Consider the following 21,727-nt stretch of genomic DNA (forward strand, 5'->3'; position numbering starts at 1 on the left):
GCTGCGCGGATCCACGTCCTCGGCGGTATCGGCCGGGTGGCCTCGGGCCACCCGGCCGATCCGGGTCCGGGGTCAGTGTCTGCCGACCGGACGCCGGCTCTCCGCCGGCAGGGCGATGACCGCGGTGACGCGTTTGCCGCCGGCCGGGAGATCGGCCACCCGCACGCTGCGCGACAGCCGGCAGACGATCGGCCAGCCGCGGCCTCCGCAGCGATGCCGTCCGTGCCGGTCGACCGGGTCCAGGGCGACCGGCCGTCGCCGCTCCCGGTCGCTGACGGACACGTACAGGTTCCGGCCCACGACCTCCACGTCGAAGCCGGTGATGCCGCCGCCGTGCAGCATCGCGTTGGTCGTCAGCTCCGACGCCACCAGCAGCGCGTCCGAGAGCGTCTCAGCGGGACACTGGCAGCCCCGTACCCGCGACTGCTCGGACAGGACCCGCCGCACGGCTCCGCGCGCCTCGGCCGGAGTGCGCGGTGCGCCGCCCGCTCGGACCGTCGAATCCGAGGCGGCGCCGGTCCGGTGCTTCTCGATCATCCTTTCGCTCCCTGACACAGGTCGCTCCCCTGACGCGGAGGAGGGGTCCGGGCAAGGTCCCGTCCCTCCCTCACAACGTGTGTGCTTTCTCTCTCATTCGCGTGACCAGTCGACCGGCCGCCAAACCGCCGTTCGGGCCGACGCGGGCAAAAACAGCCAGAAGGGTGACCACATGCCGGCGCCTCGCACCAGCTCTGTGTGCTGCGGGAATTCAGGGGTAGACGGCCGAACGCATCGACGGACCCGTCGCGGATTTCTTCGTTCCACGACGCATTGAATGCGTCCGTCGGGGCACCCGTCACGATCGCCAACGTCTGTGGAGGTACTTGTGTCCGTTGCCCAGAATCCCCTGTCGATCAAGGTGGAAGTGCCCCGTGAGGACGCCGTGCTGCTGCGGGTCGAGGGCGACCTGGACATGGATACGGCCACCGAGCTGCAGCACCACCTCGCCAACCAGCTCCATCACGGCCGCCGGCACTTCCTGCTCGACATCGCGGGCGTGCCCTTCATGGATTCGTCCGGCATGAACATCGTCCTGCGGGCCTACCAGGAGGTACGGGAGATTCCCGGGGGTGTGTACGTGATCTCCCCGACACCGGCCGTGCGCCGGATCATGGATCTCACGGGCGTCAGCATCACCGTGCCGATCGTGCACAGCGTCGAGGAGGCCCTCGCCGTGGCGGATTCCGGGCCGGGCCAGGAGCCGCTCGCCCGAGCGGAGGAGTGAAGGCAGCCTGGCCAAGAGGCAGTTCGTCGATCGCCGCCCCGCGCCCGCAGCGGCAACAGTTGCCGTTTGACAACTATGGTCATGAGGCAACAGAGTGAGCGGGTCAAGCGCGGGGAGGGGTGTGGAACGTGCCGGTCAGCATCGACCGCGGCAGCCCGCGTCGCCGGGCGGCGACGCGCACACAGCCCCGTCCCGGCCACGCACCGGGGCGGGGGCGCGATTCACGCACTCCTGACGTCGGAGGTCTCGTCGCCCTCATGGATCTCCGCGGAGGCCGCGGCGCAGAACGCCTCCAGACCCTCCAGCAGTGCGGTCCGCTTCGAGGCGGGCATCTGCTCCAGTACGGACTGCAGGGCGGCCTCGCGGCGGGCGCGCAGCTCCGCCAGGAACGACCGCCCGCGACGGCTCAGGTGCAGACGCAGTTCGCGGCGGCTGGAGGTGCTGGGCGCCCGTTCCACGAAGCCCACCGCCTGGAGCCGGTCGCACAGCCGGCTGGTCGACGGCGGTGTGGAGCCGAGGGCCTCGGCGAGCATGCGCAGGTTGATGCCGTCGCTGTGCTCCAGGATGAAGAGCACACGGATCTGGGAGGCGGACACCGGGGCGGTCGAAGCGCGGCCCCACAGGACCTCCAGCAACTCGGCGGCCTCGGAGGTCACACGCGCCACCTCGTCCGGACGCGGTTGCGAGTAGGAGGAAGTCACGCTCCCACTCTTTCAGGCTTCACGGGCACTGTCAGCTCACCGGTTCAGGCAATACGTGCAGAACACTAGATATCGAGACGAAGGACCGACGGATGGCGTCCGCGGCAGCGCGGGTCCGACGCCGTCACTGTGACAGGAATGGCGTATCCAACATCGTGAACAGATTCGTGGCAGCCGAGCGGGCGCTTCGCGCCGCGGCCCCGCACCGGCTGGTGGACGCGGTCCGTGAAGTACTGTGCGACGAGTACGAGGCGTTGAGCGTCCAGCTCTTCCTGGCCGACTACGGCCTCGCCACGCTCCAGCCCGTCCTGCCGGCACCGGGCACGCCCCAGTCCGTCCCGGCGCACGCCGGCCCCGCCGGACGGGCCTTCGGATCCCAGGAACCGTTCGTCGAGAAGCTGACCGACGGCCGGGTGTGCCTGTACCTGCCGGTGACGGTGCGCGGCGACCGGCTCGGCGTCCTGGCGGTCACGATGCCGTCGGCGGACCGTGCCGAGGAGTGCCGCGACGAACTGGCCGAGGTGGCGCAGGTGCTCGGGCACGAGGTGATCGTCGCCGACCGGGACACCGACCTCTACGTCCGGGCGCGCCGCACCGACCGGCTCACGCTCGCGGCCGAGATGCAGTGGCAGCTCCTGCCCGGCCGGTCCTGCACCCGCCCCGAGTACGCGCTCGGCGCCCAACTGGAGCCCGCCTACGCCATCTTCGGCGACAACTTCGACTGGTCGGCCAGCGCCGACGGCCTGATGCTCTACATCACCAACGGCATGGGGGAGGGCATCGAGGCCTCCCTGCTGACCAACCTGGGCATCAACGCGCTGCGCAACGCACGGCGTGCCGGCCTGTCCATCGAGGACCAGGCCGCCCTCGCCGACCAGGCCGTCTTCGCCCAGTACCGCGGCGACGCCTATCTCTCCGTCCTCCTGATCGACCTCGACCTGCGCACGGGCCGGCTGCGGATCGTCGACGCGGGCTCCCCGCAGATGCTGCGGCTGCGCGGCCGGCACGCCGCCGTCGTCGACCTGGAGGCGCAGCTTCCGCTCGGCATGTTCGAGGAGACGGACTACGTCTCCCACGAGATCGACCTCGAGCCCGGCGACCGGCTCCTCTTCGCCAGCGACGGGGTGCACGCCGTGGTGGCGCCGGGCGGCGAACGCTACGGTGAGCGCGCCCTGGCCCGCGCCCTGGTGTCCACCAGCCTGCTGCCGGCCGCCGAGGTCCCCCGGGCCGTCCTGAGAGAACTGTCGGGTCACCGAGGCACACCGGTGGCCGAGGACGACGCGCTCGTCGTGTGCCTCGACTGGTTCGGGCCGCCCCAGGCGTCCTGACCGCACCATCCGGCGCCGCCCCGACGGCTGGGGGCGGCGCACCACGTAGGAGGAGGGAAACAAGTGCCGGAGCAGCAATCGGACAAGGACCGGTCCGGCCCGGCGGAGGTGGTCGCGGAATTCCTGCGGCGGCGCCGGGAGCAGATCGCCCAGCGCTGGGCCGACGCGGCGGTGTTCCGCACCGTGTTCACCGTCTCCCGGGACGAGGCCGTGGAAGCCGGCCGCGCCGTCGCCGAGGCGCTCGCCGCCGTGGCCGCCGCGCAGCGCCTGGAGGACTCCGACGCCGACGGATTCATGGTCGTACGCGAGCAGTTGGCCCGTACGGCCCAGTCCCGGACCCGGGCCGGCGCCACCGTCGGACAGATCTCGGCCGAGATGGACGCCCTGCGCCCGCCCGTCACCGACCTCTTGCTGGACGAACTCGCCGAGGCGCCCGCCGAGCACCAGCGGGAGTGCGTGACGGCGCTGACCGTGCTCATGGGCACGCTGCGCCTGGTCATGCTGGAGACGACGTCGATCGCCGGCCAGGAACTCATCAACCGCCAGCGGCTCGAACTGCTCGAGATCGCCACCCCCGTCATCAAACTGTGGGAAGGTATCGTCGCCGTACCGCTGATCGGCACGCTCGACAGCGCCCGCAGCCAGGTGGTCATGGAGACGCTCCTGGACGCCGTCGTCGAACAGCACGCCCGCTTCGCGATCCTGGACATCACCGGGGTACCCACGGTTGACTCCCTGGTGGCGCAGCATCTGATGAAGACCGTGGCAGCGGCTCGGCTGATGGGGGCGGAGTGCATAGTCTCCGGTATCCGGCCGGCCATCGCGCAGACCATCGTCCACCTCGGCATCGACCTGAGCTCGGTGCTCACCCGCGCCAGCCTCGCGGACGCCCTGGGCTACGCGCTGCAGCAGCAGGGCGCGCACATCGTCCCGCAAGCCGCGCCGGCCGCGGAGCCCCAGTGACGAGCGCCGCCACCTTCCCGTACGAAGGGCATGTGCCCGTTCTGCGGCTCGGCGGAGTCCTCCTCGTCACCCTCCAAGGGGACCTGTACGACAGCACGGCCGAGCAGCTCCGGCAGGACATCGGCGAGACCGTCTCCGACAGCACGGTCACCGGGGTGGTCATCGACGTCTCCGGCGTCGAGATCGTCGACTCCTTCATGGGCCGCGTCCTCAGCGACGTCGCGGCCATGACCCGGCTGCTCGCCGCGCAGACCGTGGTGGCGGGCATGCGCCCCGCGGTCGCCATCACGCTGGTGGAACTCGGGCTGACCCTGCCCGGGCTGCGCACCGCGCTGAGCACCGAGGAGGCCATGCACCTGCTCGGCGCCGAAGTGTCCGCCCTGCCCCGCGACGGCCGTGCACGCCGGGAGCTCCAGTGACCCACAAGACCGGCAGCGTCTCCGCCTGCCTGCCGATCCACTCGGACCTCGATCTGGTGCGGGCGCGGCAGCATGTGCGGCAGATGACCGCGCAGCTCGGGTTCGGTCTGGTCGAACAGACCAAACTCGTCACCGCGGCCAGCGAGCTGGCGCGCAACGCCCTCGTGCACGGCGGCGGGGGCCGCATGGAGTGCGCCGAGGTGACCAGCGGTGGGCGACGGGGACTGCGCCTCGTCTTCAGCGACGAGGGGCCCGGCATCGCGGATCTGGACCAGGCCCTGTCCGACGGGTTCACCTCCGGCGACGGTCTCGGGATGGGTCTGGGCGGCGCCCGGCGCCTGGTCCACGAGTTCTCCATCGACAGCCGCCGAGGTGTCGGCACCACGGTGACGGTGACCTCCTGGATCTCCGGGCCGCCCCGCCCGCGCGAGGCGCTCTGATGCCGCGCGTCTGGGAGGTGCCGGTGCACGACTCGACCCGGGTCCGCGACGTCCGCGTCGCGGCCCGGGAGGCCGCCGACCACGCCCGGCTGCCCGAGAGCCGCGTCGCCGCCGCCGAGCTCGTGGCCACCGAACTCGCCACGAACCTGCTGAAGCACGCCGGCGGCGGACGGATACTGCTCGACCTCGTGGGCCCGGCGGTCCCGGCCTACGCCGACGAGCGGGCGCCGCTCCTGCAGATCCTGGCCGTCGACCACGGTCCCGGCATGGCCGACACCGGCGCGGCCATGCGCGACGGCTACTCGACCACCGCCTCCCTCGGCGCCGGCCTCGGCACCTGCCTGCGCACGGCCGACGACTTCGGCCTGCACAGCGTGCCCGGCCGCGGCACGATCGTCATGGCGAGGATAGGCGCCCGCACCGGCCACAAGCCTGCCGGCTCGCTTCCCGTGCGTGCGGGCGGCGTCAACATCCCTCTGGCGGGCGGGGAGTTCTCCGGCGACGCGTGGGCGTGCGTCAGGGCCTCGGAGCGCGTGACCGTGCTGCTGGCCGACGGCCTCGGCCACGGCCCCCAAGCGGCCCGCGCCTCCACCGCCGCGGTGGAGGCACTGCGCCAGGCGCCCCATCTGCCCCCGCCCGAGCTGCTGCGGCGCCTGCACGGCGCCCTGCGCGACACCCGGGGCGCCGCCGTGGCCGTGGCCCAACTCGACCTCGGCGCGAGGAAGTTGTCCTTCGCCGGAGTGGGCAACGTGGGCGTCCGGCTGCGCCGCGGGGACAGCTGGCAGGGGCTGGTCTCCCACCCCGGCATCATCGGCTCCCACTTCCCCGCGCACCTGCCCCGGCACCAGGAGGCCTGGACCGACGATTGCCTCCTGGTCCTGCACAGCGACGGCCTGCCGAGCCGATGGAGCCCCGGCCCGGCCGTCGACGCCCACTCCTCCCTCGACCCCGCTGTGACCGCCGCCTCGATCGTGCGGGACGCCAGCAGCTCCGCCCGACCGGTACGCGACGACACCGCCGTCGTCGTCCTCAGCCCCTGTACCTCGGACCGCAATCCATGAACCGCACCTGGCACGTCCGTAACATCACCGACGCCGCGCAGGCCCGCATCGGCACGGCACGGCTGGCCGCCGCGAGCGGGGTGAGCACCGTCGAGCGCACGCGCCTGGCGGCCGCCCTGACCGCACAGCTACGGCAGTGCCTCACCAAGGGAGGCGAATGGCGGGTCGGCGTCGTGGTCCCCCCGGCCCCCGGCGGCGACTTCCGCGTCGAGGTCACCTCGGCCCAACGCCGCCCGGACGACCCGCGGCCCCCCTGGCAGGCGTCGGTGCCCTGCGCCGAGGGTTTCGGCCTCTCCGGTGCCGAGCCTGCGGCCGACGACCCGGACGCCCTGGCCGAGGCCCTGTTCGGCGCGGACGAGGACGCGGCCCTGCTGCTGGAGCGGCTGGACGAACAGGAGGCACTGGTCGCCTTCCACCGCGAGGAGCTCCACCAGACCAACCAGGGCGTGCTGGCGCTCCACGCCGAACTCGACGCCGCCGGCCGGGCCCAGCGCGAACTCTTCGACGCCGAACAGAAGGCCCGCCAGGAGGCCGAGAACGCCCGCGGCCGGCTGACCTTCCTCGCCGACGCCAGCGCGGCCCTGACGGCGTCCCTGAACCACGAGGCCATCGTGGGACTGCTGCCCGCCCTGCTCGTGCCGCGCTACGCCCACTCCGTCGACGTATGGCTGTTCGACGACGTGGACGCCGCACTGCGCAGCGGCCCCCATCCGGCCGCCGCCGTCCTCGCGGCCCGCCGCGGCAGACCCCAGTACGCAGCCGACCACCCCGGCCGGCTGCCCGGCGTCGACGACCAGCCGCCCTCGGCCCTCGACCCCGGCCGGCCCCTGCTGTGCATCCCCCTGCTCACCCGCTGGGCACCGCAGGGTGTGCTCACCCTGTGGGCGCCCGACGAGCGCTGGGACGCCGACGACACCGTCATGCTGATCGAGCTGACCCGACGGGCCAGCATCGCCCTGGAGAACGCCCGGCGCTTCGAGCACAACCGGGACATCGCCGAGACCCTGCAACGCGCCCTGCTCACCGACCTGCCCACGACACCGGGCCTGAGCCTGGCCGCGCGTTACCTGCCGGCCACCCGGGGTCTGAACATCGGCGGTGACTGGTACGACGCCTTCCGCCAGCCCGACGGCAGCCTGATCACCGTCGTCGGCGACGTCACCGGGCACGGGCTGCACGCCGCGGTCATGATGAGCCAGCTGCGCACCGCCCTGCGCGCCTACGCCGTCGACGGCAGCAGCCCCGGCCAGCTCCTGACCCGCCTGCACCTGTTCCTGCACCGCCTGCGCCTCGACCTCTACGCCACCGCGGTCATCGCCCGCTTCCACCCGCACGAGCCCACGCTGACCTGGGCCGCAGCCGGCCATCCACCACCGGTGCTGCGCACCCCCGACGGTCAGGTGCGCACCCTCGACGACAAGCCGGGCGCCATGCTGGGCATCCCGCTGAGACAGGAGATCGCCGACCACACGGTGCCGCTGCCGCCCGGCTCGACGCTGGCGCTGTACACCGACGGGCTGGTGGAGCGCCGCGCCCATGGCATCGACCCCGGCATCCAGCGGCTCGCCGATGAGCTGGGCGGCTTCGGCCCGGCCGAACTCGACCAGAACCTTGAGGTGTCGGCGGACCGGCTGCTGCACCCGCTCCTGGAAGACTCCGAACACGACGACGACGTATGCCTGTTGCTGTGCCATGTGCACAGCGGGGCGGTCAGCGCTCGGTGAAGGCTTCCGTATCCGGCTCCGTCGCGTCGGCAGGCGCCTCGTCGTCGAAGACGTGCAGAGTTTGTTCCAGCCGGGCGCGCCCCGTCGGCGGAGCCTCGTCGAGGGCGGTCGCCAGCCGCAGCGACAGCAGCTCCGTGATGTCGGCCAGGAACACACGCCCCGCGTCCGTCACCTCCAGGCTCACCTCGCGCCGGTCGTCGGGCCGCACGCCGCGCCGGAGCAGTCCGGCGGCTTCGAGCCGGTCGCAGAGCCGGCTGGCGGTGGGCAGCCCGACCCGCAGGTGCTCGGCCAGGCCGGTGAGATTGAGCGCCGGCCGCCGGCGTACGGCCCGCAGGGCGCGTATCTGACGCGGGGGCAGGCGCGGACGGACCTCCTCGACGGCCGAGAACCACAGCCCCACCAGGTCCTCCACGATGTCGACGACCTGCTCGCCGACCAGGTGCGAGGGGACCTGGGGATCCTGTTCGCGGCGCATGGTCCGTCACCCTTTGAGTCTCGCCGTGGACTGCGGCCTGGGTTTCGTCGGTCAGAGCAAGGGCCTACCCGAAGCGGTGCAGAGTACACGGGGGCATCGCAGACGATGCTCCGGAGAGGTCATCCGGGCCGGTCGCCGTCCGCCAGGCGCGGGAAGAGGAGTTCGGCGTTGCCCCGGTTGACGGCATGCAGGCGCCCGGCGTCCCAGTGCGGCGAGCCGTCCAGCGCGGTGTCGAAGTCGGTGCCCCACTCCTCGGGCAGCATCGGGAAGTCGCTGCCGTACAGAAGGTGCCCGGGCTCGGCGAAGGCGAGCAGCGAGGGCAGGGTCGAGGCTCCGGTGGAGATGGCGGTGTCGAAGTAGAAGCGCCGCAGGTCGGCGAGGAAGTCCTCGGGAGTGGTGCTCCGTTCGCCGTCGGGCAGGCGCGCGGCGAGGGCGAAGCGGTGCGCGGCGTACGGCAGGAAGCCGCCGGCGTGCGGGAGGATCACCTTCATCCGGGGGTACCGGCGCGGCACACCCCGCATGGTCATGTGCAGCGCGGCGCGGGTCGTGTCGTAGGGGAAGTCCGCCAGCGGAAGCGGCACTTGCGGGATGGGGGTGCCCGGAGGGGCGGTGGGGTGGACGAGGACGACGGCGCGGCGGGCGTCGAGTTCGGCCCACAGCGGTTCGAACGCCGGGTCGCCGAGATAGCGGCCGTGCGCGTTGGACAGGACGACGACGCCGTCCGCCCCCAGTTCGTCCAGGGCGTGGGCCGCCTCGGCGAGAGCGTCGTCCACGTCGGGCAGCGGGAGGGCGGCGAAGTGGCCGAACCGGTCCGGACGGTTCTTGACGAGCTCGGCGGTGTACTCGTTGACGCTCCGGGCCGTCTCGCGCGCCGCGGCGGGATCGTCCGGGCCGGCGAGCGGGGCGGCGTACGACAGCATCCCGGTGGCGATCGCCCGCCGGTCCATCATTTCGATCGCGCCGCGCTCGTCCCAGGAGGGAGCGGGCCAGCCGACGGCCGCGGCACGGCCGGTCATCGCGCGGGCGCGGGCCGGTGGGATCACGTGCTGGTGGACGTCGATGCGACGGGGGTCCGTGCCTGCGAGGTCTGCCATACCCGCTCCAGCCTCCTCGGTGCCCCGTACCGCAGCCTGCGACAGCGGTACCAATCGACCTTATCCGGGCATTCGGCTTCGTTCCATCGGAGTGGCTCAGGCTGTCGCCGGACGAGGGTCCACGTGGATCTTGGGGCCGGGCCCGGCGCCCTTGGGCCGCCCGCCCGCCAATACCGGCCCGACCTCGTCCAGGGACACGGTGGCCGCGACGAGCGGCCTGGGGTCGACGGTGCCGGACGCGTACGCGCTGATGGTGGCGTCCAGGCCAGGGGAGGCGGACAGGACGCCCACCGCGGTGATGTCCTTCAGAACGAGGCGGCGGGTGTCGATGGCGCCCGGCTCGGCGGCCAGCCCGATGTACACGAGACGGCCGGCCGGTTCGACCAACTCCAGTGCGCGAGGCGGCAGATGGGCGGCGTTCGAGGCGTCCACGACGGCGTCGAAGGGGAGTTCCGGAAGGGTCTGCTCGTCCCATACGTGCTCGAAGCCCAGGGTGTGGGCGAACGCGGGGGAGCTGCCCGGGCGGTCCAGCAGGTGGACCTCCGCGCCGGCCGCCCGCAGGAAAATCGCGACGAGGAGCCCGATGGTCCCGGGCCCCAGCACGAGCACCCGGTCCCCGGCACGCGGTGCGGCCGCCCGCGCAGCGCGCAGAGCGTTGCCGCCGGGTTCGACGAGCGCTCCCAGTGCGGCGTCGACCGAGTCGGGCAGGGCGTGCAACGAGGCCGCCGGTACCGCGAGTCGCTCCGCCAGCGCGCCAGCCCGCCCACCCCGGATGCCGACCTCCTGCCGCTTCTCGCACACATGCTGACGGTCCCGCAGACAGCGGCGGCAACTGCCGCAGCCGAGCATCGTGTCCCCCATGACCCGGCGGCCGATCCACCCCGCGTCGACGCCCTCGCCGACCGCCGCCACCCGCCCGGCCCATTCGTGCCCGAGGCGCATCGGATAGCTGGAGTGTCCCTGGTGCAGATAGGCCATGTGACCGGTGTAGAACTCCATGTCGGTCCCGCACACACCGACCCGCTCGACGTCGACGACGACCTCACCGGGCGCCGCCACCGGCTCCGGGACGTCCTGGACCTCGTAGGTACCGGGGCCGGTCAGCACGAACGCGCGCATGGGGCGGGGCCTCCCGAGCGGGGTGGTGACGGGCCGATGCCGCCTCGGAGTGTCAGGGTCGCATCACGAGTGGGGTTCGGCCAGTGGACCCGGGAGAACGGAACGTGCGGCCCGCCGGGGACGCGGCTGTCCGGCGGGCCGCCGTTTCGCGCCGGTGACGGTCAGCTCCCCGTGAGGGTGATCGCCAGGGACGTGATGTTCAGCGGGAACTGAAGGATCGGCGTCGGCTCGCCGGTGACGAGGTTGACGCTGTAGAGCGTCGGGTTGCTCGCGCCGTACGGGGTGAGCGAGGCGAACGCGGCGACCGACGTCGTCTTGCCGCCGGTCAGGTAGCTGAAGACGTCCAGGCCCGCGTTGGGCTGCGCGTCGAAGCCGAGGGAACCGACCGTCGTCAGGGTCCCGTTGTTGGCCGGGGCCTGCAGGACGAGGCTGTCCGTCGTGGTGTCGATGCCGTACAGGAGCGTACCGGTGGCGGCGACGAGGTCGTTGTTCGTGTAGCCGGACGCGGTGACGCCCCGGGTCGGCCCGGTGAGCGGCGGGGTGGTGAGCGTGGTGTCCTCGACGGTGGTGTGGTCATTGAGGTTGTGCCGCAGGTTCTGCCCGTTGTCGCTGACCACTCGGAGCCGGTCGGCCGCCGGGTTGAAGTCGAAGCCGAAGTTGGTGCCGTACAGCGCGACCTTGAGCTGGGAGACCTTGGTGACCACCACGTCGGAGGTCTGCGGCGGGGTCTTGATCGTGTAGATGCCGCCCTTCTCGCCGAGGCCGTACATCAGACCGTTCTGGACCCGGTGGTCGATCGCGAGCAGCTTGGTGTCGCCGCTCAGGCCGGTGATGACCCGGACCCAGTCGAGCACGTTCGGCCGGTCGGTGGTGAAGGTGGCCATCAGGGTGCCGTCGCCGGTGATCCCGAAGGCCCGCAGGCTGGGCGTGGCGGTGGCGGCGGCCGAGCCGGTGCCGGGCGCGCTCACCAGCAGGGCCGCGGAGACGGACAGGACCGCGGCAGCAGCCGCGAGTCTCTTTCTGATTCCTGCTTTCATCGGTGTTCCCCTCCCGTTCGATCGAATGCCATCCAGGGAAATTGCACACGCTATGTGAATCTCTGCGAATGCGAATTTCGGCATGCTGACGACCACTATTTAGCCGCCTTCACCGCAGCTCCACAACCGGATCGAGGGATAACTCCGCCTCGGTCCGGGAACTTTGCGCACTGTGACAAATGCGCGGGCGAGGCAAAGGGCGTCGATTCACGCGAAGTGACAAACCGCGTCCGGATTTCGTCTGTCGACCCGCTCACCTGCGATGGCAGGCTCACGCCCATGGGGAGCCTCTTCGCCGAACTGGCCCGGCAGGCGCCGACCAACGCCCGCCGGGAGGTCGATGCGTATATGACCGAGATTCCGGAGTTCCGTTCGTGGGAAACCAAGCCAACGGCCAAGGCCGAGACGATGGAATACTCGGTGTGGCTGCGGCGCCGCACGATCGAACTGTCTCCGGACAACAGCGAGCTGACCGATGACGACCTTCGCTACATCGCGGCGATCGGCGAGGTGCGGGCCGGTGCCGGAATGTCCTCGGATTCGCGACAGCAGGTGCTGCGGCTGCACACCACGCTCATGCTGCGCGACATCCACGAGGCGGCCGAGAGCCTGCGCGGCGGCGAGGTCGAGGAACTCATGCGGGTGATGACCTGGTTCGCCCCGCAGGGCGACCGCGGCATCGTCGCCTACCGCCAGGGGTTCGTGACGGTGCTGCGCCGCCGGCTGCCGTACCTCGAACAGGTCGCCCTGCTCGCCAGATCCCTGCTGACCGGCGACCCCATGGCCGCGGACCTCGCCGCCGCCCTCGACCTGGAACTCCCCGAATTCTGCGCCGTGACGGTGATCCGCGTGCCGGACCGCCCCCCGGGCGACCGTGACCTGGAGATCGAGGTCGAATCACTGGTGAAGACACATCGGGTGCCGGCCGTCTGGTGCCCGGAGCGCGGCACGCGAGGCGGTGAGCTGATCGCCGTCGTTCCCTGTGCCGACGAGGCGATACGGCTGCCCTCCGCACCCGACGCCGTAGCAGCCCTCGTCGGGGACTTCGCCGAGGCACTCGGCCGCCCCTGCGCCGCCGGCACCGCCACCACGCCACTCGCCGAACTGCCCGAAGCCCTCGAACGGGCCCGCCGGATCAGCAAGTCGGCCCCGCTCGGGAAGCCGTCCCGCCGACCGCGGCCGCACACCATGGCGGACGTCTTCGTCGAACTCGCGGTCGCGGACGTGCCGTTCGTCGACGCCTGGCTCCACACGGTGGCCCGGAGCCTCGAAACCGGCCCGGACCTCGTGACCACGCTCGACGCCTACTACCGCCACGACATGAACCGCGGCGCGGCGGCGGCGTCCCTCAACGTCCACCCACGCACCCTGGACTACCGCCTGCGCCGGGTCGCCGAACTCACCGGCATCGAACCCGGCTCCACACACGGCATACGCACACTCAGCACCGTCGTGACACGGCGGCTGTCGGGCGCGTGGGTCTGACAGCCGCACACGACGGGAGAAGCCTCTGGCCCTATCCGGGGGAGTCACGGCGCTCCAGACTGTAGATCCCCGACCGACTGCCGGAAGAGGGCCCATGACGAGACTGCGCAGCGCACAGTGGTACGAGGGACAGGACCGCAACGCCTACATCCATCGCGCGTGGATGCGCAGAGGCGTCCCCGGCGACGCCTTCACCGGGCCCGCGCCGAATCCCTGGTCGCCGAGGGCGGCATCGCCGTGCTGCGCGGCAACCTCGCCCCGGACGGGGCGATCGTCAAACCGGCCGCCGCCTCCCCGCACCTGCTGCGGCACCGCGGCCGGGCCGTCGTCTTCGACTCCATCGAGGACTTCCACGCCCGCGTCGACGACCCCGAACTCGACGTCGACGCCGACTCCGTCCTCGTCCTGCGCGGCTGCGGGCCCAAGGGCTACCCCGGCATGCCCGAGGTCTCGAACATGCCCTGCCGAAGAAGCTGCTCGAACAGGGCGTGCGTGACATGGTCCGCGTCTGCGACGGCCGGATGAGCGGCACGGCGTACGGCACGGTCGTCCTGCACGTCGCCCCGGAGGCCGCGGCCGGCGGCCCGCTCGCGCTCGTGCGGACGGGGGACCACATCATCCTGGACGTCGACGCCCGCCGCATCGACGTCGACGTGCCCGCGGACGAACTCGCCCGCAGAACCCCGACCAAGTCCACCGTCACCGCCTACGCCGACCCGCGGCGCGGCTGGGAACGCCTCTACGTCGACCACGTCCTGCAGGCCGACACCGGCGCCGATCTCGACTTCCTGGTCGGATCGAGCGGTCCGAGGTGAGCCGGGAGTCGCACTGACCATGCGGTCGGCGAACAAAAGGTCCGCCGAGCCCATGACGCGGGCACGGCGGACCGGTTGGGCGGCCGCACGCGGGGCCGCCGAGGACTAAGGGGTGGTTACGCGAACGTCGTTACGCGATACGTCGTTACGCGATACCGCTGTCCTCGATGACGATCTTCTTGCTCGTCGAGCCGGAGCGGGTGCCGAGGGCCTCGATCGCCTTGACGACGTCCTCGCCCTCGACGACCTCGCCGAAGACGACGTGCTTGCCGTCGAGCCACGGCGTGACCACGGTGGTGATGAAGAACTGCGAGCCGTTGGTGCCCGGGCCCGCGTTGGCCATGCTGAGCAGGAACGGCCTGTCGTGCTTCAGCTGGAAGTTCTCGTCCGCGAACGTCTCGCCGTAGATGCTCTTGCCGCCGGTGCCGTTGCCGTTGGTGAAGTCACCGCCCTGGAGCATGAACTCCGGGATCACCCGGTGGAAGGGCGCACCCTTGTAGCCGTAGCCGTGCTGACCAGTGGCCAGCTCACGGAAGTTGCGTGCGGTCTTGGGTACGACGTCGTCGAACAGGCGGAAGACGATGCGGCCCATGTCCTCGCCATTGGCCGAAATCTTGAAGAAAACGTTCTCGCTCATGCCGCGGATTCTCCACGAGAGACGGCTTCAGGTCGAACAGGCCCGGCGTGGCGATCACCACTCCCTGCCTGTTCGTCCGATCTTGACCGGTATCGCCGCCCTCAATGGACGTACAACCCCTCCAGCAGCGTCGTCAGATAGCGGCGGGCCGTCTCCACGCGGGAGTCGGGTCCGCCGTGCACGGTGGCGGCGAAGGCCACGCCGCACATCAGCGGCACCAGATCGGCGGAGGTCAGGTCGGCGCGTACGACCTCGGCTTCCTGGGCCCGCCCGAGCAACTGACTGCCGATCGACCACATGGCCTCCTTCAGTTCGGTGGTGCGCGGCAGGGCGTCGGTGGGTGCGGCCGCCACCGGCGGCAGAGCGGCATCGGTGACCTGCGCCTCGATCGTGCGGGTCAGGAAGCCGGCGAGGGCGCGCCCGGGGTCGTCGTCGGCCAGCGCGCCCTCGCCGTGGGCGACCAGTGCCTCCAGCGTCGGGGTCGCGAGGGTCTCCAGGAGCGCCTCGGCGGTGGGGAAGTGGCGGTAGACGGTGCCGACACCCATCTGCACGCGGCGGGCGATGTCGTTGAGCTGCAGGGGCGTGCCCTCGTCCACGAGCTCGCGGGCCACGGCGACGATCCGCTCCCAGTTGCGGGCGGCGTCCTTGCGCAGAGGGCTGGTCGGCATGGCGGGAGTCTATCTGGATGGATAATCCGGATTCGTGTGAGGCTCCCTCAGTTCGGCGCGAGGCGCTCGCTCCGGCCCGAGGTCCTCACTTCGGTGCGAGGCGCTCGCTGAGGCGACGCACGGCGTCCGCGATACGAGGATCCGTCGCCGGGCGGAACGGGGGGACCGGCTGCGCCTGGGGCCCGACGACGACGCCGGTGCGGCCGCTCAGCGAGTCGTCGGTCGCGGCGAAGACCGACGGCTGGGCCGCCACCGACGCCGGACCCGAGGTGGAGCGCTCGAACTTGCGCCGGACCAGCGGCCAGAGCAGCCGCAGCCCCGGTGAGACGATCTTCGGGTCACGCATGGTGCCGTTGGTCATGTCGGTCGCGGCGCCGCCCGGGTCCGCCGCGAAGACGGAGACGCCCGTGCCGTCGAGCCGGCCGGCCAACTCCAGCGTGTAGGCGAGGTTGGCGAGCTTGGCGCGGCCGTACCAGTGGAAGCCGTAGTAGCCGCCCGGCGGTTCGACCGCGTCGAAGGTGCGCTTGGCGGTGCCGACCGCGCCCGAGGTGACGTTCACGATCCGGCTCGGCGCGCCCGCGCGCAGGGTGGGCAGCAGGAGTTCGGTCAGCAGGTACGGCGAGAGGTGGTTGACGGCGAAGGACGCCTCGATCCCGTCGACCGAGTTCCGCCGGTCCGGGAACATCGCCCCGACATTGTTGACGAGGACGCTCAGGGGGCCGTCCGCGGCGATGGTGGCGGCGAGCGCGCGCACGGCGTCGAGGGAGGAGAGGTCGGCGGGCAGGAACCGCGCGGAGTGCAGCGGTCCGGTGGCGTTGATCCGCTCGACCGCGCGGGCGCCGCGCTCGGCGTCGCGCCCGACCACGGTGACCGCGAGGCCGGCCTCGGCGAGGCCCAGGGCGGTTTCCAGTCCGATTCCCGCCGTACCCGCCGTGATCAGTGCTGTTCGCTGCATCGCGTGATCCGTTCTGCCTATGTGGATGACCTATCCGGTTGTCGCCACGATAACAGATACGGATGACGTATCCGTTTTTGTTGGTGTGGGGTGCCACGGCACCGAGCGGACGGGGCCCCGCAGCGGCCGACGGTGTGCGTACGGCCGTGCCGGGCCCCTCCCCGTGTCCGCGGTGTCAGCAGCTGCCGACCCAGCGGTTCGACTCACCGCTGTCATTGGCGACCGGGTCCCACGTGTTCCCCCAGCCCCGGTCGAGGCAGAAGCTCGTCGAGCCGTTGCCCGGCAGGTCGGGGTAGGTCATGACGCGCACGGAACTGGGGTAGTCGGGCGTGCCGTTGTTGAACCAGGACGAGTCGTTGTCCGCGATGTAGGCGTTGGAGGTCTGTCTCCACTCGGCGTTGCTGTAGAAGAACTGGGCGACGCCCCAGCCGCCCTGCTGGAAGTTGATGTCGCGGTACACGCACAGCGCACCGGACGCACAGCCGGCCGGGGCGGGGCCGCTGTACCAGGTGGGTGCCGACTGGGCCGGCGAGGGCGAGAGGGCGATGAGCCCGGCGGCGACGGTCGCGGCCGCGAGGAGCCGCTTGGGGATGCGCATGACGCACTCCTGTCAGGAGAGGTGGGTGATCCTGCGTGCCTCGGGCAGGGCCCGGTTCACGGCGAGGGTGTAGCCGGTGACGGCGTCTCGGTGGGGGCCGCGGGCGGCGGCCCGGATGATGCGGCGCTCGGTGTCCGCACCGGTGGTGGCCAGGGCGCTGTCGCGGTTGCACCGCGCGTCCGCGACGGCGATCTCGCGCTCCCGGCGCCCGTCGGCCGCGGCCGCGTCCATGGCGTCCTGAGGGCTCCGATAGGGGAGGCCGCGCTTCGCCATGCAGGCCCGCCAGTCACGCTGTGCCGCGGTCCAGCGGGAGTCGCTGTCCAGCTGCGACCGGGTCAGCGCGGCGAGGTTGACGACGGTGGCCTTGGCCCGGGTCCAGGTCCGCAGATCTCCGTACAGGTGCTCGCGCGCTTCGGCCTGGCAGCCGTCCGCACTGGTGAAGACGGAGCCGCGGTCGCCGATGCGTACGGTGATGGCGGCCGGGTTCGTGCCGTCGAGCGCGCGCTGGAACGCGGCCTTCTGGGCGGGGCCGAGCGACGCGAGGTAGCGCCCGTTGGGCCCCTGAGGCCGCGCCTCGGCCCCCTTGCCGTCGCCGTTGGCCCCGTCCGCGCCCGCGGTCGCGGCCTCGGACAGGCCGTAGCCGTGCGACCGGGCCCAGGCGACGTCGTCGTTGCCGAACGGACGCGGCTCCGGGGCGGTGTCGGCGGACTTCCGCGGCGGGACGACCGTGTACCGGAAGCCCCGTTCGCGCATGCAGGAGCTGATGAGTTCCTGCTCGGCGAGGTAGAGAAGGTCCTTCTCCGGCTGGCTGAGCTGGGTGCGCAGTTCGCTATCGGCCAGCCGCGGGGTGGCGGCCGGCCCGTCGTCGCCGCATCCGGTGGCGAGCAGGGAACACATGGCGACGACGGCGCCCGCGTGGACGATGCGTGCCCGTGCCTTCGGCGGTGCGGACCTGGCTGTGTGTGCGCGCATGGCTCCCTTCCCGGCCTGCGTGAAGTGGTGTCCGCGGACCCCCGTGCCGCGGACAGGAGGAAGGTAGGCGCAGGAGCGGCGTCGAGGTCCCTGACACCTGTCAGGAGCGGGGAATTCCGCATATCCGTAGCGTGAGCGGGACCTGTGTCGTCGTGCCGGTCCGCCGCCGTGATCGCGCACAAATTCGGTCGCGCCCCGGACGCGGCAGCCGCTAGCCTCCGGCTGGGCGCAGCGGGGCGGTGGACCCCGGAGGGAGCCAGGCATGGAGACCGAGGGCGCACGAACGGACCGATTCGGCTTGCTGCTCGACCAGTTCGACCGCGCCAGGGAGATGGCCCAGGTGCGGCTGACCGGGCTCACGGACGACGAGTACCTGTGGGAGCCGGTGCCCGGCTGCTGGTCGATCCGGCGCCGGAGCGAGGCGACGACGGCCAGGGCGTTCGGCCCCGGCGACTGGGTCCTGGACCTCGGCGCCCCCGAGATCCCGGCGAACGAGTACGCCGAAGTCGCCCGGCAGGCCGCCTCCGGCATGAGCGTCGCCAAGATCGCCGAGGACTGGAGCGTCAGCGTCGAGCGGGTCCGGCAGATCCTCGACCACACCGGCGAGCCCGAACCCGACGACACCCCGGTCACCACCATCGCCTGGCGGCTCGGGCACCTGCACTACTGCTTCGCGGGTCAATGGGAGTGGACGTTCGGCGAACGACGCCAAGAGCCCAAGCTGCTGGTCGACTTCACCCCGTCCGCCGCCCTCGCCGTGGAACGCTTCTGGGCCCTCGTCGACCGCTGGCGCGACAGCGTCGGCGCCATGACCGAGGAACAGCTCGACACGGTCGGCTTCTCGCAGTACCCGTACGGCTCCGACCCCGACGAGCCGTTCATCTCCGTGCTGTGGGGCGCCAATCTCGAACTCATCCACCACATGGCGGAGATCGCGCTGCTGCGCGACCTGTGGCGGGCTCGCGTCAACAGTCGTGGGTACGCTGCGCCTTTGTGACCGGAATCGATCTTGTCAATGGGATAGTCGGCGCCGTCTGCGGTGTCATCGTGGCGATCCTGTTCCAACAGCCGTTGCAGGACGCCTGGTTCAGGCTCCGCCGCCGACTCGCCACCAGGTTGCGGAGTCTGACGTACCGTGAGGACGTCGGCCCGACCACCACCTGGGCGACCTTCTCCATCGGGCCGCTGCACACCACGGCGCTGATCGTCGAGGGCGACGGCCAACAGCCCATCGCACCCGAGTCCGTCCGGGTCCAGGTGCTGGAGGGCGAGGTGACCCTGCCCGAGGACATGGCGCCTTGGCGGGCGGAGATCCAGGAGGCGGAGGAGCGGGCGGAGACGTCCGGCACGCGGGTACGTACCTGGAACGGACCCCGGTACGCCGTCGAAGGCCTGGAGATCTCCCGCACCGAGCTCGAAGAGCACCCGGAAGTCCGACTGCGGCTGCGCCCCACCGACTACTTCACCTTCCTCGCTGCCCAGCAACTCGACCGCCGGCTCCCCGACGGCACCACGCCGCGCGGCCGCTACCTCGACCCGGACCGTCCGCTGGAAGCCCCTGCCTTCCTGCAGTGCAGCTTCGGCGTGAACGTCGCCGTGGTCACGACCGACCATCTCCTCGTCGTCAGCCGGCGCGCCGACGCCGTACGCTCCGGGCCCGGCCTGTGGGGCTCCTCGGTGAACGAGGGCCTGTCCCGGCACATCGACTCGGCCGGCCGCAACGCACCCGACCTGCACGAGGTCGCCCGGCGCGGCATGCGCGAGGAACTCTCCCTGGAACCGCACGAGTACACCCTCACCCTGCTGGCCTTCGTCCTCGACGTCGAACGCCGTCAGTGGAGCGCCCACTTCGCCGCCCACCTCACCGGCCTGACCGGCGACACCCTGCGATCACGCATCTCGCACGGAGTGGCCGACAGATGGGAGCACCAGAGCATCGAGTACGTGCCGTTCCGCCCGGCCGACGTGGTGCGCTACCTCCTGCGCCCGGACCGCCTCCATCGCTGGGCCCCCGTCACCCCGGCCCTGTTCCACCTGGCCCTGGTCCACACCCACGGCCGCGGCGCGGTGGAGCGCGCCGAGGCCCAGGCGGTACGACGCCTGGGCTAACGCTCCGAACGGCTCCCGGGCGCCGGCTGTCAGGCCTGCGGTACGACGACGACGTTTCCGATCTTGCGTCCGGTCTCGACGTACTCGTAGGCCTCGACGATCCGCTCCAGCGGACAGCGTCGGTCGATCACCGGCCTGAACTCGCCCGCCGCAGCAGCCGTCGGCAGCGGCCGAACGTGCTCATGCCGACGGCGTCGAACACCGCGTCGTAGCGCCGCTCGTCCCGGGTGAAGTCCTGAGCCGTGTGGTCGACGACCCGGTCCGCGCCCAGGCCCTTCACCAACTCCAGCTGCGCGGTGCCGCACACGGCGGTCACGGTGGCACCGTGGTGCTTCAGGAACTGCACGGCCGCCGAGCCGATGGCCCCGGTCGCGCCGTACACCAGGACCTCCTGTCCGGCCCGCACACGGGCGACCCGGATGAACGCCATCGCGTAGTGCGCGCCTTCGGTGCCGGGTGCGGCCTCCTCGAAGGTCATGCCGGCGGGCATGGTGGCGACGGGGCCGTCGTGCGGAACCGCCAGGTACTCGGCGTGGGTTCCGAACGCGCCCTCGTTGTAGCCGAACACCCGGTCGCCGACGGAGAAGGACGTGACGCCGCCGCCGACGGCCTCCACCACCCCGGCGTACTCCGTCCCGAGCACGGCACGCCGGGGGCGGGCGAGGCCGGTCAGCGCGCGGACGAAGAACGGCCTGGCCGCCCGGTACGCACAGTCCGTGCGATTCACGGTGGTCGCGTGCACCCGCACCAGGAGGTCCTTGTCCCCGACCGACGGCTGGTCCACCTCTGCGACCCGGACCACGGCAGGTGGCCCGTACCGGCTGTGCACCGCTGCCTTCATGGGCGCAAGGTAGCGGCAGGGCTCCTCGTCGCGCACCGGTTGGTTCAGGGCGCGCACGCGGATCGCCGGACCCGGTCTACGTCTCCTGCCGTTCCTCGTCCGGTGCCACGACCGCCTGGGTGAGGGGAATCCGCGCCAGTGCGAAGACACCGGCGGCGATCGCCGCGACCCCGAGGAGCTGGGGCAGCACCCACCACCCGGAGCGGATCTCCTCCTCGTACAGGGTGATGCCGAGCGCGAGGCTGACCAGCGCGTCGCCGAGGGTCAGCGCGGGCTGGGAGGCGACCAGCGGGCCGGCCTGCATGGCGTTCTCCAGCAGGAACAGCGCGCACACACCGGTCGCGGCGAAGGCGTACGTCTGCCAGGCGGAGAAGAAGCCGGCGAGCCCGTCGTCGTCGAGGATGTGCGTGGCCGCCTTCATCAGCGCCGCCGTCACCGCGTAGCTGATGGCCGTCGCGGCACCCAGGGCGGCCGCACGAGCACGGCCCTGCCGGCGTCGGAGCGCGGCGACGGCGAGGGCGAAGACCAGCCCCATGCACACGGCGAGCGCCGGAATCCAGCGGTCCAGTGGCACATGAGTGCGATTGCCGGAGGGGGCGGCCGCGGCCAGGGCGACCGCCAGCCCTGCCACGACGCCGGCCACGGCGAGCCAGCCCGTGCTCGACAGATTCCGTTGCAGCAGTAAGGAGGCGACGATGAGGGTGAGCGGCAGCTCCAGCACGAACAGCGGCTGCACGATCGTCAGCGGCCCGGTCGCCAGCGCCACCGCCTGGCAGACGGCGGCCGCGATCACGGCGGTGATGCCGGCCAGCCAGACGGGCCGGCGCAGGAGATCGAGGATCAGCCCGGCCCGCAGCCCTTGTGAGCTCGGCACGGTGAGTGCCGCCTTGCGTTGCAGCACCGTCGCGACGGCGTTGCTGAAGGCCGCGCAGAGCGCGAAGACGACGGACACGATGTGCAGCGTGGCCACCTCCCGGATCGGCGGGTCCGCGAGGCCGAGCTCGCTTTCCCTTGCCATGGTC

General features: G+C 71.7%; 24 protein-coding genes and 1 pseudogene. 11 read left to right on the forward strand and 14 right to left on the reverse strand.

The genetic code is table 11. From position 1 onward, the window contains the following. Positions 1–72 precede the first annotated feature (72 nt). A complete protein-coding gene (locus ACIRD7_RS08455) occupies positions 73–537 on the reverse strand; it encodes an ATP-binding protein (protein ID WP_403451299.1) in 465 nt (154 codons plus the stop codon). A 328-nt stretch (positions 538–865) separates the two neighbouring features. Between ACIRD7_RS08455 and ACIRD7_RS08460 the strand changes: the two genes are divergently transcribed. Beyond that, on the forward strand, positions 866–1,264 hold the full coding sequence (locus tag ACIRD7_RS08460) for an STAS domain-containing protein (RefSeq protein ID WP_403451301.1): 399 nt from the start codon (positions 866–868) through the stop codon (positions 1,262–1,264). 221 nt (positions 1,265–1,485) lie between these two features. Here ACIRD7_RS08460 and ACIRD7_RS08465 read toward each other — a convergent pair whose 3' ends face one another. After that, positions 1,486–1,920 (reverse strand): MarR family winged helix-turn-helix transcriptional regulator, encoded by a 435-nt coding sequence (locus ACIRD7_RS08465; protein WP_403451303.1) that lies wholly within the window; start codon positions 1,918–1,920, stop codon positions 1,486–1,488. 200 nt (positions 1,921–2,120) lie between these two features. On the opposite strand from ACIRD7_RS08465, the gene ACIRD7_RS08470 reads away from it, so the two are divergent. The 6 genes from ACIRD7_RS08470 to ACIRD7_RS08495 all read left to right on the forward strand — a co-directional run bounded on the left by ACIRD7_RS08470 (position 2,121) and on the right by ACIRD7_RS08495 (position 7,900). Then, the gene (locus tag ACIRD7_RS08470; protein ID WP_403451305.1) at positions 2,121–3,293 is read left to right on the forward strand and encodes a PP2C family protein-serine/threonine phosphatase; all 1,173 of its coding nucleotides are present in this window, start codon (positions 2,121–2,123) and stop codon (positions 3,291–3,293) included. A 63-nt stretch (positions 3,294–3,356) separates the two neighbouring features. Continuing rightward, positions 3,357–4,256 (forward strand): STAS domain-containing protein, encoded by a 900-nt coding sequence (locus ACIRD7_RS08475; protein ID WP_403451307.1) that lies wholly within the window; start codon positions 3,357–3,359, stop codon positions 4,254–4,256. Beyond that, positions 4,253–4,675: an STAS domain-containing protein gene (locus tag ACIRD7_RS08480; RefSeq protein ID WP_403451309.1), complete on the forward strand. Its 423-nt coding sequence runs from the start codon at positions 4,253–4,255 to the stop codon at positions 4,673–4,675. The genes ACIRD7_RS08475 and ACIRD7_RS08480 overlap by 4 nt, the downstream gene beginning before the upstream one ends. Further along, complete coding sequence (locus tag ACIRD7_RS08485) at positions 4,672–5,115, forward strand: anti-sigma regulatory factor (protein WP_403451311.1); 444 nt, start codon at positions 4,672–4,674, stop codon at positions 5,113–5,115. The genes ACIRD7_RS08480 and ACIRD7_RS08485 overlap by 4 nt, the downstream gene beginning before the upstream one ends. Further along, the gene (locus ACIRD7_RS08490; RefSeq protein ID WP_403451313.1) at positions 5,115–6,176 is read left to right on the forward strand and encodes a SpoIIE family protein phosphatase; all 1,062 of its coding nucleotides are present in this window, start codon (positions 5,115–5,117) and stop codon (positions 6,174–6,176) included. The genes ACIRD7_RS08485 and ACIRD7_RS08490 overlap by 1 nt, the downstream gene beginning before the upstream one ends. After that, positions 6,173–7,900 (forward strand): PP2C family protein-serine/threonine phosphatase, encoded by a 1,728-nt coding sequence (locus tag ACIRD7_RS08495; RefSeq protein WP_403451315.1) that lies wholly within the window; start codon positions 6,173–6,175, stop codon positions 7,898–7,900. Before ACIRD7_RS08490 ends, ACIRD7_RS08495 begins: the two co-directional genes overlap by 4 nt. Here the strand turns inward: ACIRD7_RS08495 and ACIRD7_RS08500 are convergent. The 4 genes from ACIRD7_RS08500 to ACIRD7_RS08515 form a co-directional block, all read right to left on the reverse strand. Next, positions 7,887–8,375 (reverse strand): MarR family winged helix-turn-helix transcriptional regulator, encoded by a 489-nt coding sequence (locus tag ACIRD7_RS08500; RefSeq protein WP_403451316.1) that lies wholly within the window; start codon positions 8,373–8,375, stop codon positions 7,887–7,889. The two genes, ACIRD7_RS08495 and ACIRD7_RS08500, sit on opposite strands and share 14 nt — an antisense overlap. Positions 8,376–8,494: 119 nt before the next feature. Beyond that, positions 8,495–9,469 (reverse strand): amidohydrolase family protein, encoded by a 975-nt coding sequence (locus tag ACIRD7_RS08505; protein ID WP_403451318.1) that lies wholly within the window; start codon positions 9,467–9,469, stop codon positions 8,495–8,497. 96 nt (positions 9,470–9,565) lie between these two features. After that, the gene (locus tag ACIRD7_RS08510) at positions 9,566–10,588 is read right to left on the reverse strand and encodes a zinc-binding dehydrogenase (RefSeq protein WP_403451319.1); all 1,023 of its coding nucleotides are present in this window, start codon (positions 10,586–10,588) and stop codon (positions 9,566–9,568) included. A gap of 161 nt (positions 10,589–10,749) precedes the next feature. Further along, the gene (locus tag ACIRD7_RS08515; RefSeq protein WP_403451321.1) at positions 10,750–11,625 is read right to left on the reverse strand and encodes a DUF4394 domain-containing protein; all 876 of its coding nucleotides are present in this window, start codon (positions 11,623–11,625) and stop codon (positions 10,750–10,752) included. Positions 11,626–11,904: 279 nt separating this feature from the next. Between ACIRD7_RS08515 and ACIRD7_RS08520 the strand changes: the two genes are divergently transcribed. Together ACIRD7_RS08520 and ACIRD7_RS08525 are read left to right on the forward strand one after the other, a co-directional pair. Beyond that, the gene (locus ACIRD7_RS08520; protein ID WP_403451323.1) at positions 11,905–13,110 is read left to right on the forward strand and encodes a PucR family transcriptional regulator; all 1,206 of its coding nucleotides are present in this window, start codon (positions 11,905–11,907) and stop codon (positions 13,108–13,110) included. 195 nt (positions 13,111–13,305) lie between these two features. After that, a pseudogene (locus ACIRD7_RS08525) lies at positions 13,306–13,942 on the forward strand (dihydroxy-acid dehydratase); the annotation flags it as partial. Positions 13,943–14,070: 128 nt separating this feature from the next. On the opposite strand, the gene ACIRD7_RS08530 reads toward ACIRD7_RS08525, so the two are convergent. From ACIRD7_RS08530 to ACIRD7_RS08550, 5 genes are all read right to left on the reverse strand, one after another. Further along, positions 14,071–14,562 carry a peptidylprolyl isomerase gene (locus ACIRD7_RS08530; protein ID WP_403451325.1) on the reverse strand — a complete coding sequence of 164 codons (492 nt, stop codon included), beginning with the start codon at positions 14,560–14,562 and terminating at the stop codon, positions 14,071–14,073. A 101-nt stretch (positions 14,563–14,663) separates the two neighbouring features. Further along, on the reverse strand, positions 14,664–15,230 hold the full coding sequence (locus ACIRD7_RS08535; RefSeq protein ID WP_403451327.1) for a TetR/AcrR family transcriptional regulator: 567 nt from the start codon (positions 15,228–15,230) through the stop codon (positions 14,664–14,666). A gap of 85 nt (positions 15,231–15,315) precedes the next feature. Beyond that, positions 15,316–16,185 (reverse strand): SDR family NAD(P)-dependent oxidoreductase, encoded by an 870-nt coding sequence (locus ACIRD7_RS08540; protein ID WP_403451329.1) that lies wholly within the window; start codon positions 16,183–16,185, stop codon positions 15,316–15,318. 175 nt (positions 16,186–16,360) lie between these two features. Beyond that, the gene (locus tag ACIRD7_RS08545) at positions 16,361–16,783 is read right to left on the reverse strand and encodes a peptidase inhibitor family I36 protein (RefSeq protein ID WP_403451331.1); all 423 of its coding nucleotides are present in this window, start codon (positions 16,781–16,783) and stop codon (positions 16,361–16,363) included. Positions 16,784–16,795: 12 nt separating this feature from the next. Further along, the gene (locus ACIRD7_RS08550; RefSeq protein ID WP_403451332.1) at positions 16,796–17,755 is read right to left on the reverse strand and encodes a hypothetical protein; all 960 of its coding nucleotides are present in this window, start codon (positions 17,753–17,755) and stop codon (positions 16,796–16,798) included. A gap of 262 nt (positions 17,756–18,017) precedes the next feature. Here ACIRD7_RS08550 and ACIRD7_RS08555 point away from each other — a divergent pair, with 262 nt between their 5' ends. Then, on the forward strand, positions 18,018–18,752 hold the full coding sequence (locus ACIRD7_RS08555) for a DinB family protein (protein ID WP_403451334.1): 735 nt from the start codon (positions 18,018–18,020) through the stop codon (positions 18,750–18,752). Beyond that, the gene (locus tag ACIRD7_RS08560) at positions 18,749–19,864 is read left to right on the forward strand and encodes a hypothetical protein (RefSeq protein WP_403451335.1); all 1,116 of its coding nucleotides are present in this window, start codon (positions 18,749–18,751) and stop codon (positions 19,862–19,864) included. Before ACIRD7_RS08555 ends, ACIRD7_RS08560 begins: the two co-directional genes overlap by 4 nt. Positions 19,865–19,893: 29 nt before the next feature. On the opposite strand, the gene ACIRD7_RS08565 is transcribed toward ACIRD7_RS08560, so the two are convergent. From ACIRD7_RS08565 to ACIRD7_RS08575, 3 genes are all read right to left on the reverse strand, one after another. Beyond that, positions 19,894–19,995: a zinc-binding dehydrogenase gene (locus ACIRD7_RS08565; protein WP_403451337.1), complete on the reverse strand. Its 102-nt coding sequence runs from the start codon at positions 19,993–19,995 to the stop codon at positions 19,894–19,896. Next, positions 19,992–20,705, reverse strand: a complete 714-nt coding sequence (locus tag ACIRD7_RS08570; RefSeq protein ID WP_403451338.1) for an NAD(P)-dependent alcohol dehydrogenase — start codon at positions 20,703–20,705, stop codon at positions 19,992–19,994. Before ACIRD7_RS08570 ends, ACIRD7_RS08565 begins: the two co-directional genes overlap by 4 nt. A 76-nt stretch (positions 20,706–20,781) precedes the next feature. Next, positions 20,782–21,723, reverse strand: coding sequence for a DMT family transporter (locus tag ACIRD7_RS08575; RefSeq protein ID WP_403451340.1), 942 nt, complete (start codon positions 21,721–21,723; stop codon positions 20,782–20,784). Between the last annotated feature and the right edge of the window lie 4 nt (positions 21,724–21,727).

It is taken from the genome of Streptomyces sp. NPDC093568, from assembly GCF_044764945.1.
Taxonomy (GTDB): domain Bacteria; phylum Actinomycetota; class Actinomycetes; order Streptomycetales; family Streptomycetaceae; genus Streptomyces.

Coding starts and splice junctions, on each gene's coding strand:
- ACIRD7_RS08500 (WP_403451316.1), bottom strand. CDS start 8,375: ATGCGCCGCGAACAGGATCCCCAGGTCCCCTCGCACCTGGTCGGCGAG.
- ACIRD7_RS08530 (WP_403451325.1), bottom strand. CDS start 14,562: ATGAGCGAGAACGTTTTCTTCAAGATTTCGGCCAATGGCGAGGACATG.
- ACIRD7_RS08540 (WP_403451329.1), bottom strand. CDS start 16,185: ATGCAGCGAACAGCACTGATCACGGCGGGTACGGCGGGAATCGGACTG.
- ACIRD7_RS08555 (WP_403451334.1), top strand. CDS start 18,018: ATGGAGACCGAGGGCGCACGAACGGACCGATTCGGCTTGCTGCTCGAC.
- ACIRD7_RS08570 (WP_403451338.1), bottom strand. CDS start 20,705: ATGAAGGCAGCGGTGCACAGCCGGTACGGGCCACCTGCCGTGGTCCGG.
- ACIRD7_RS08535 (WP_403451327.1), bottom strand. CDS start 15,230: ATGCCGACCAGCCCTCTGCGCAAGGACGCCGCCCGCAACTGGGAGCGG.
- ACIRD7_RS08455 (WP_403451299.1), bottom strand. CDS start 537: ATGATCGAGAAGCACCGGACCGGCGCCGCCTCGGATTCGACGGTCCGA.
- ACIRD7_RS08495 (WP_403451315.1), top strand. CDS start 6,173: ATGAACCGCACCTGGCACGTCCGTAACATCACCGACGCCGCGCAGGCC.
- ACIRD7_RS08490 (WP_403451313.1), top strand. CDS start 5,115: ATGCCGCGCGTCTGGGAGGTGCCGGTGCACGACTCGACCCGGGTCCGC.
- ACIRD7_RS08575 (WP_403451340.1), bottom strand. CDS start 21,723: ATGGCAAGGGAAAGCGAGCTCGGCCTCGCGGACCCGCCGATCCGGGAG.
- ACIRD7_RS08550 (WP_403451332.1), bottom strand. CDS start 17,755: ATGCGCGCACACACAGCCAGGTCCGCACCGCCGAAGGCACGGGCACGC.
- ACIRD7_RS08510 (WP_403451319.1), bottom strand. CDS start 10,588: ATGCGCGCGTTCGTGCTGACCGGCCCCGGTACCTACGAGGTCCAGGAC.
- ACIRD7_RS08545 (WP_403451331.1), bottom strand. CDS start 16,783: ATGCGCATCCCCAAGCGGCTCCTCGCGGCCGCGACCGTCGCCGCCGGG.
- ACIRD7_RS08515 (WP_403451321.1), bottom strand. CDS start 11,625: ATGAAAGCAGGAATCAGAAAGAGACTCGCGGCTGCTGCCGCGGTCCTG.
- ACIRD7_RS08520 (WP_403451323.1), top strand. CDS start 11,905: ATGGGGAGCCTCTTCGCCGAACTGGCCCGGCAGGCGCCGACCAACGCC.
- ACIRD7_RS08505 (WP_403451318.1), bottom strand. CDS start 9,469: ATGGCAGACCTCGCAGGCACGGACCCCCGTCGCATCGACGTCCACCAG.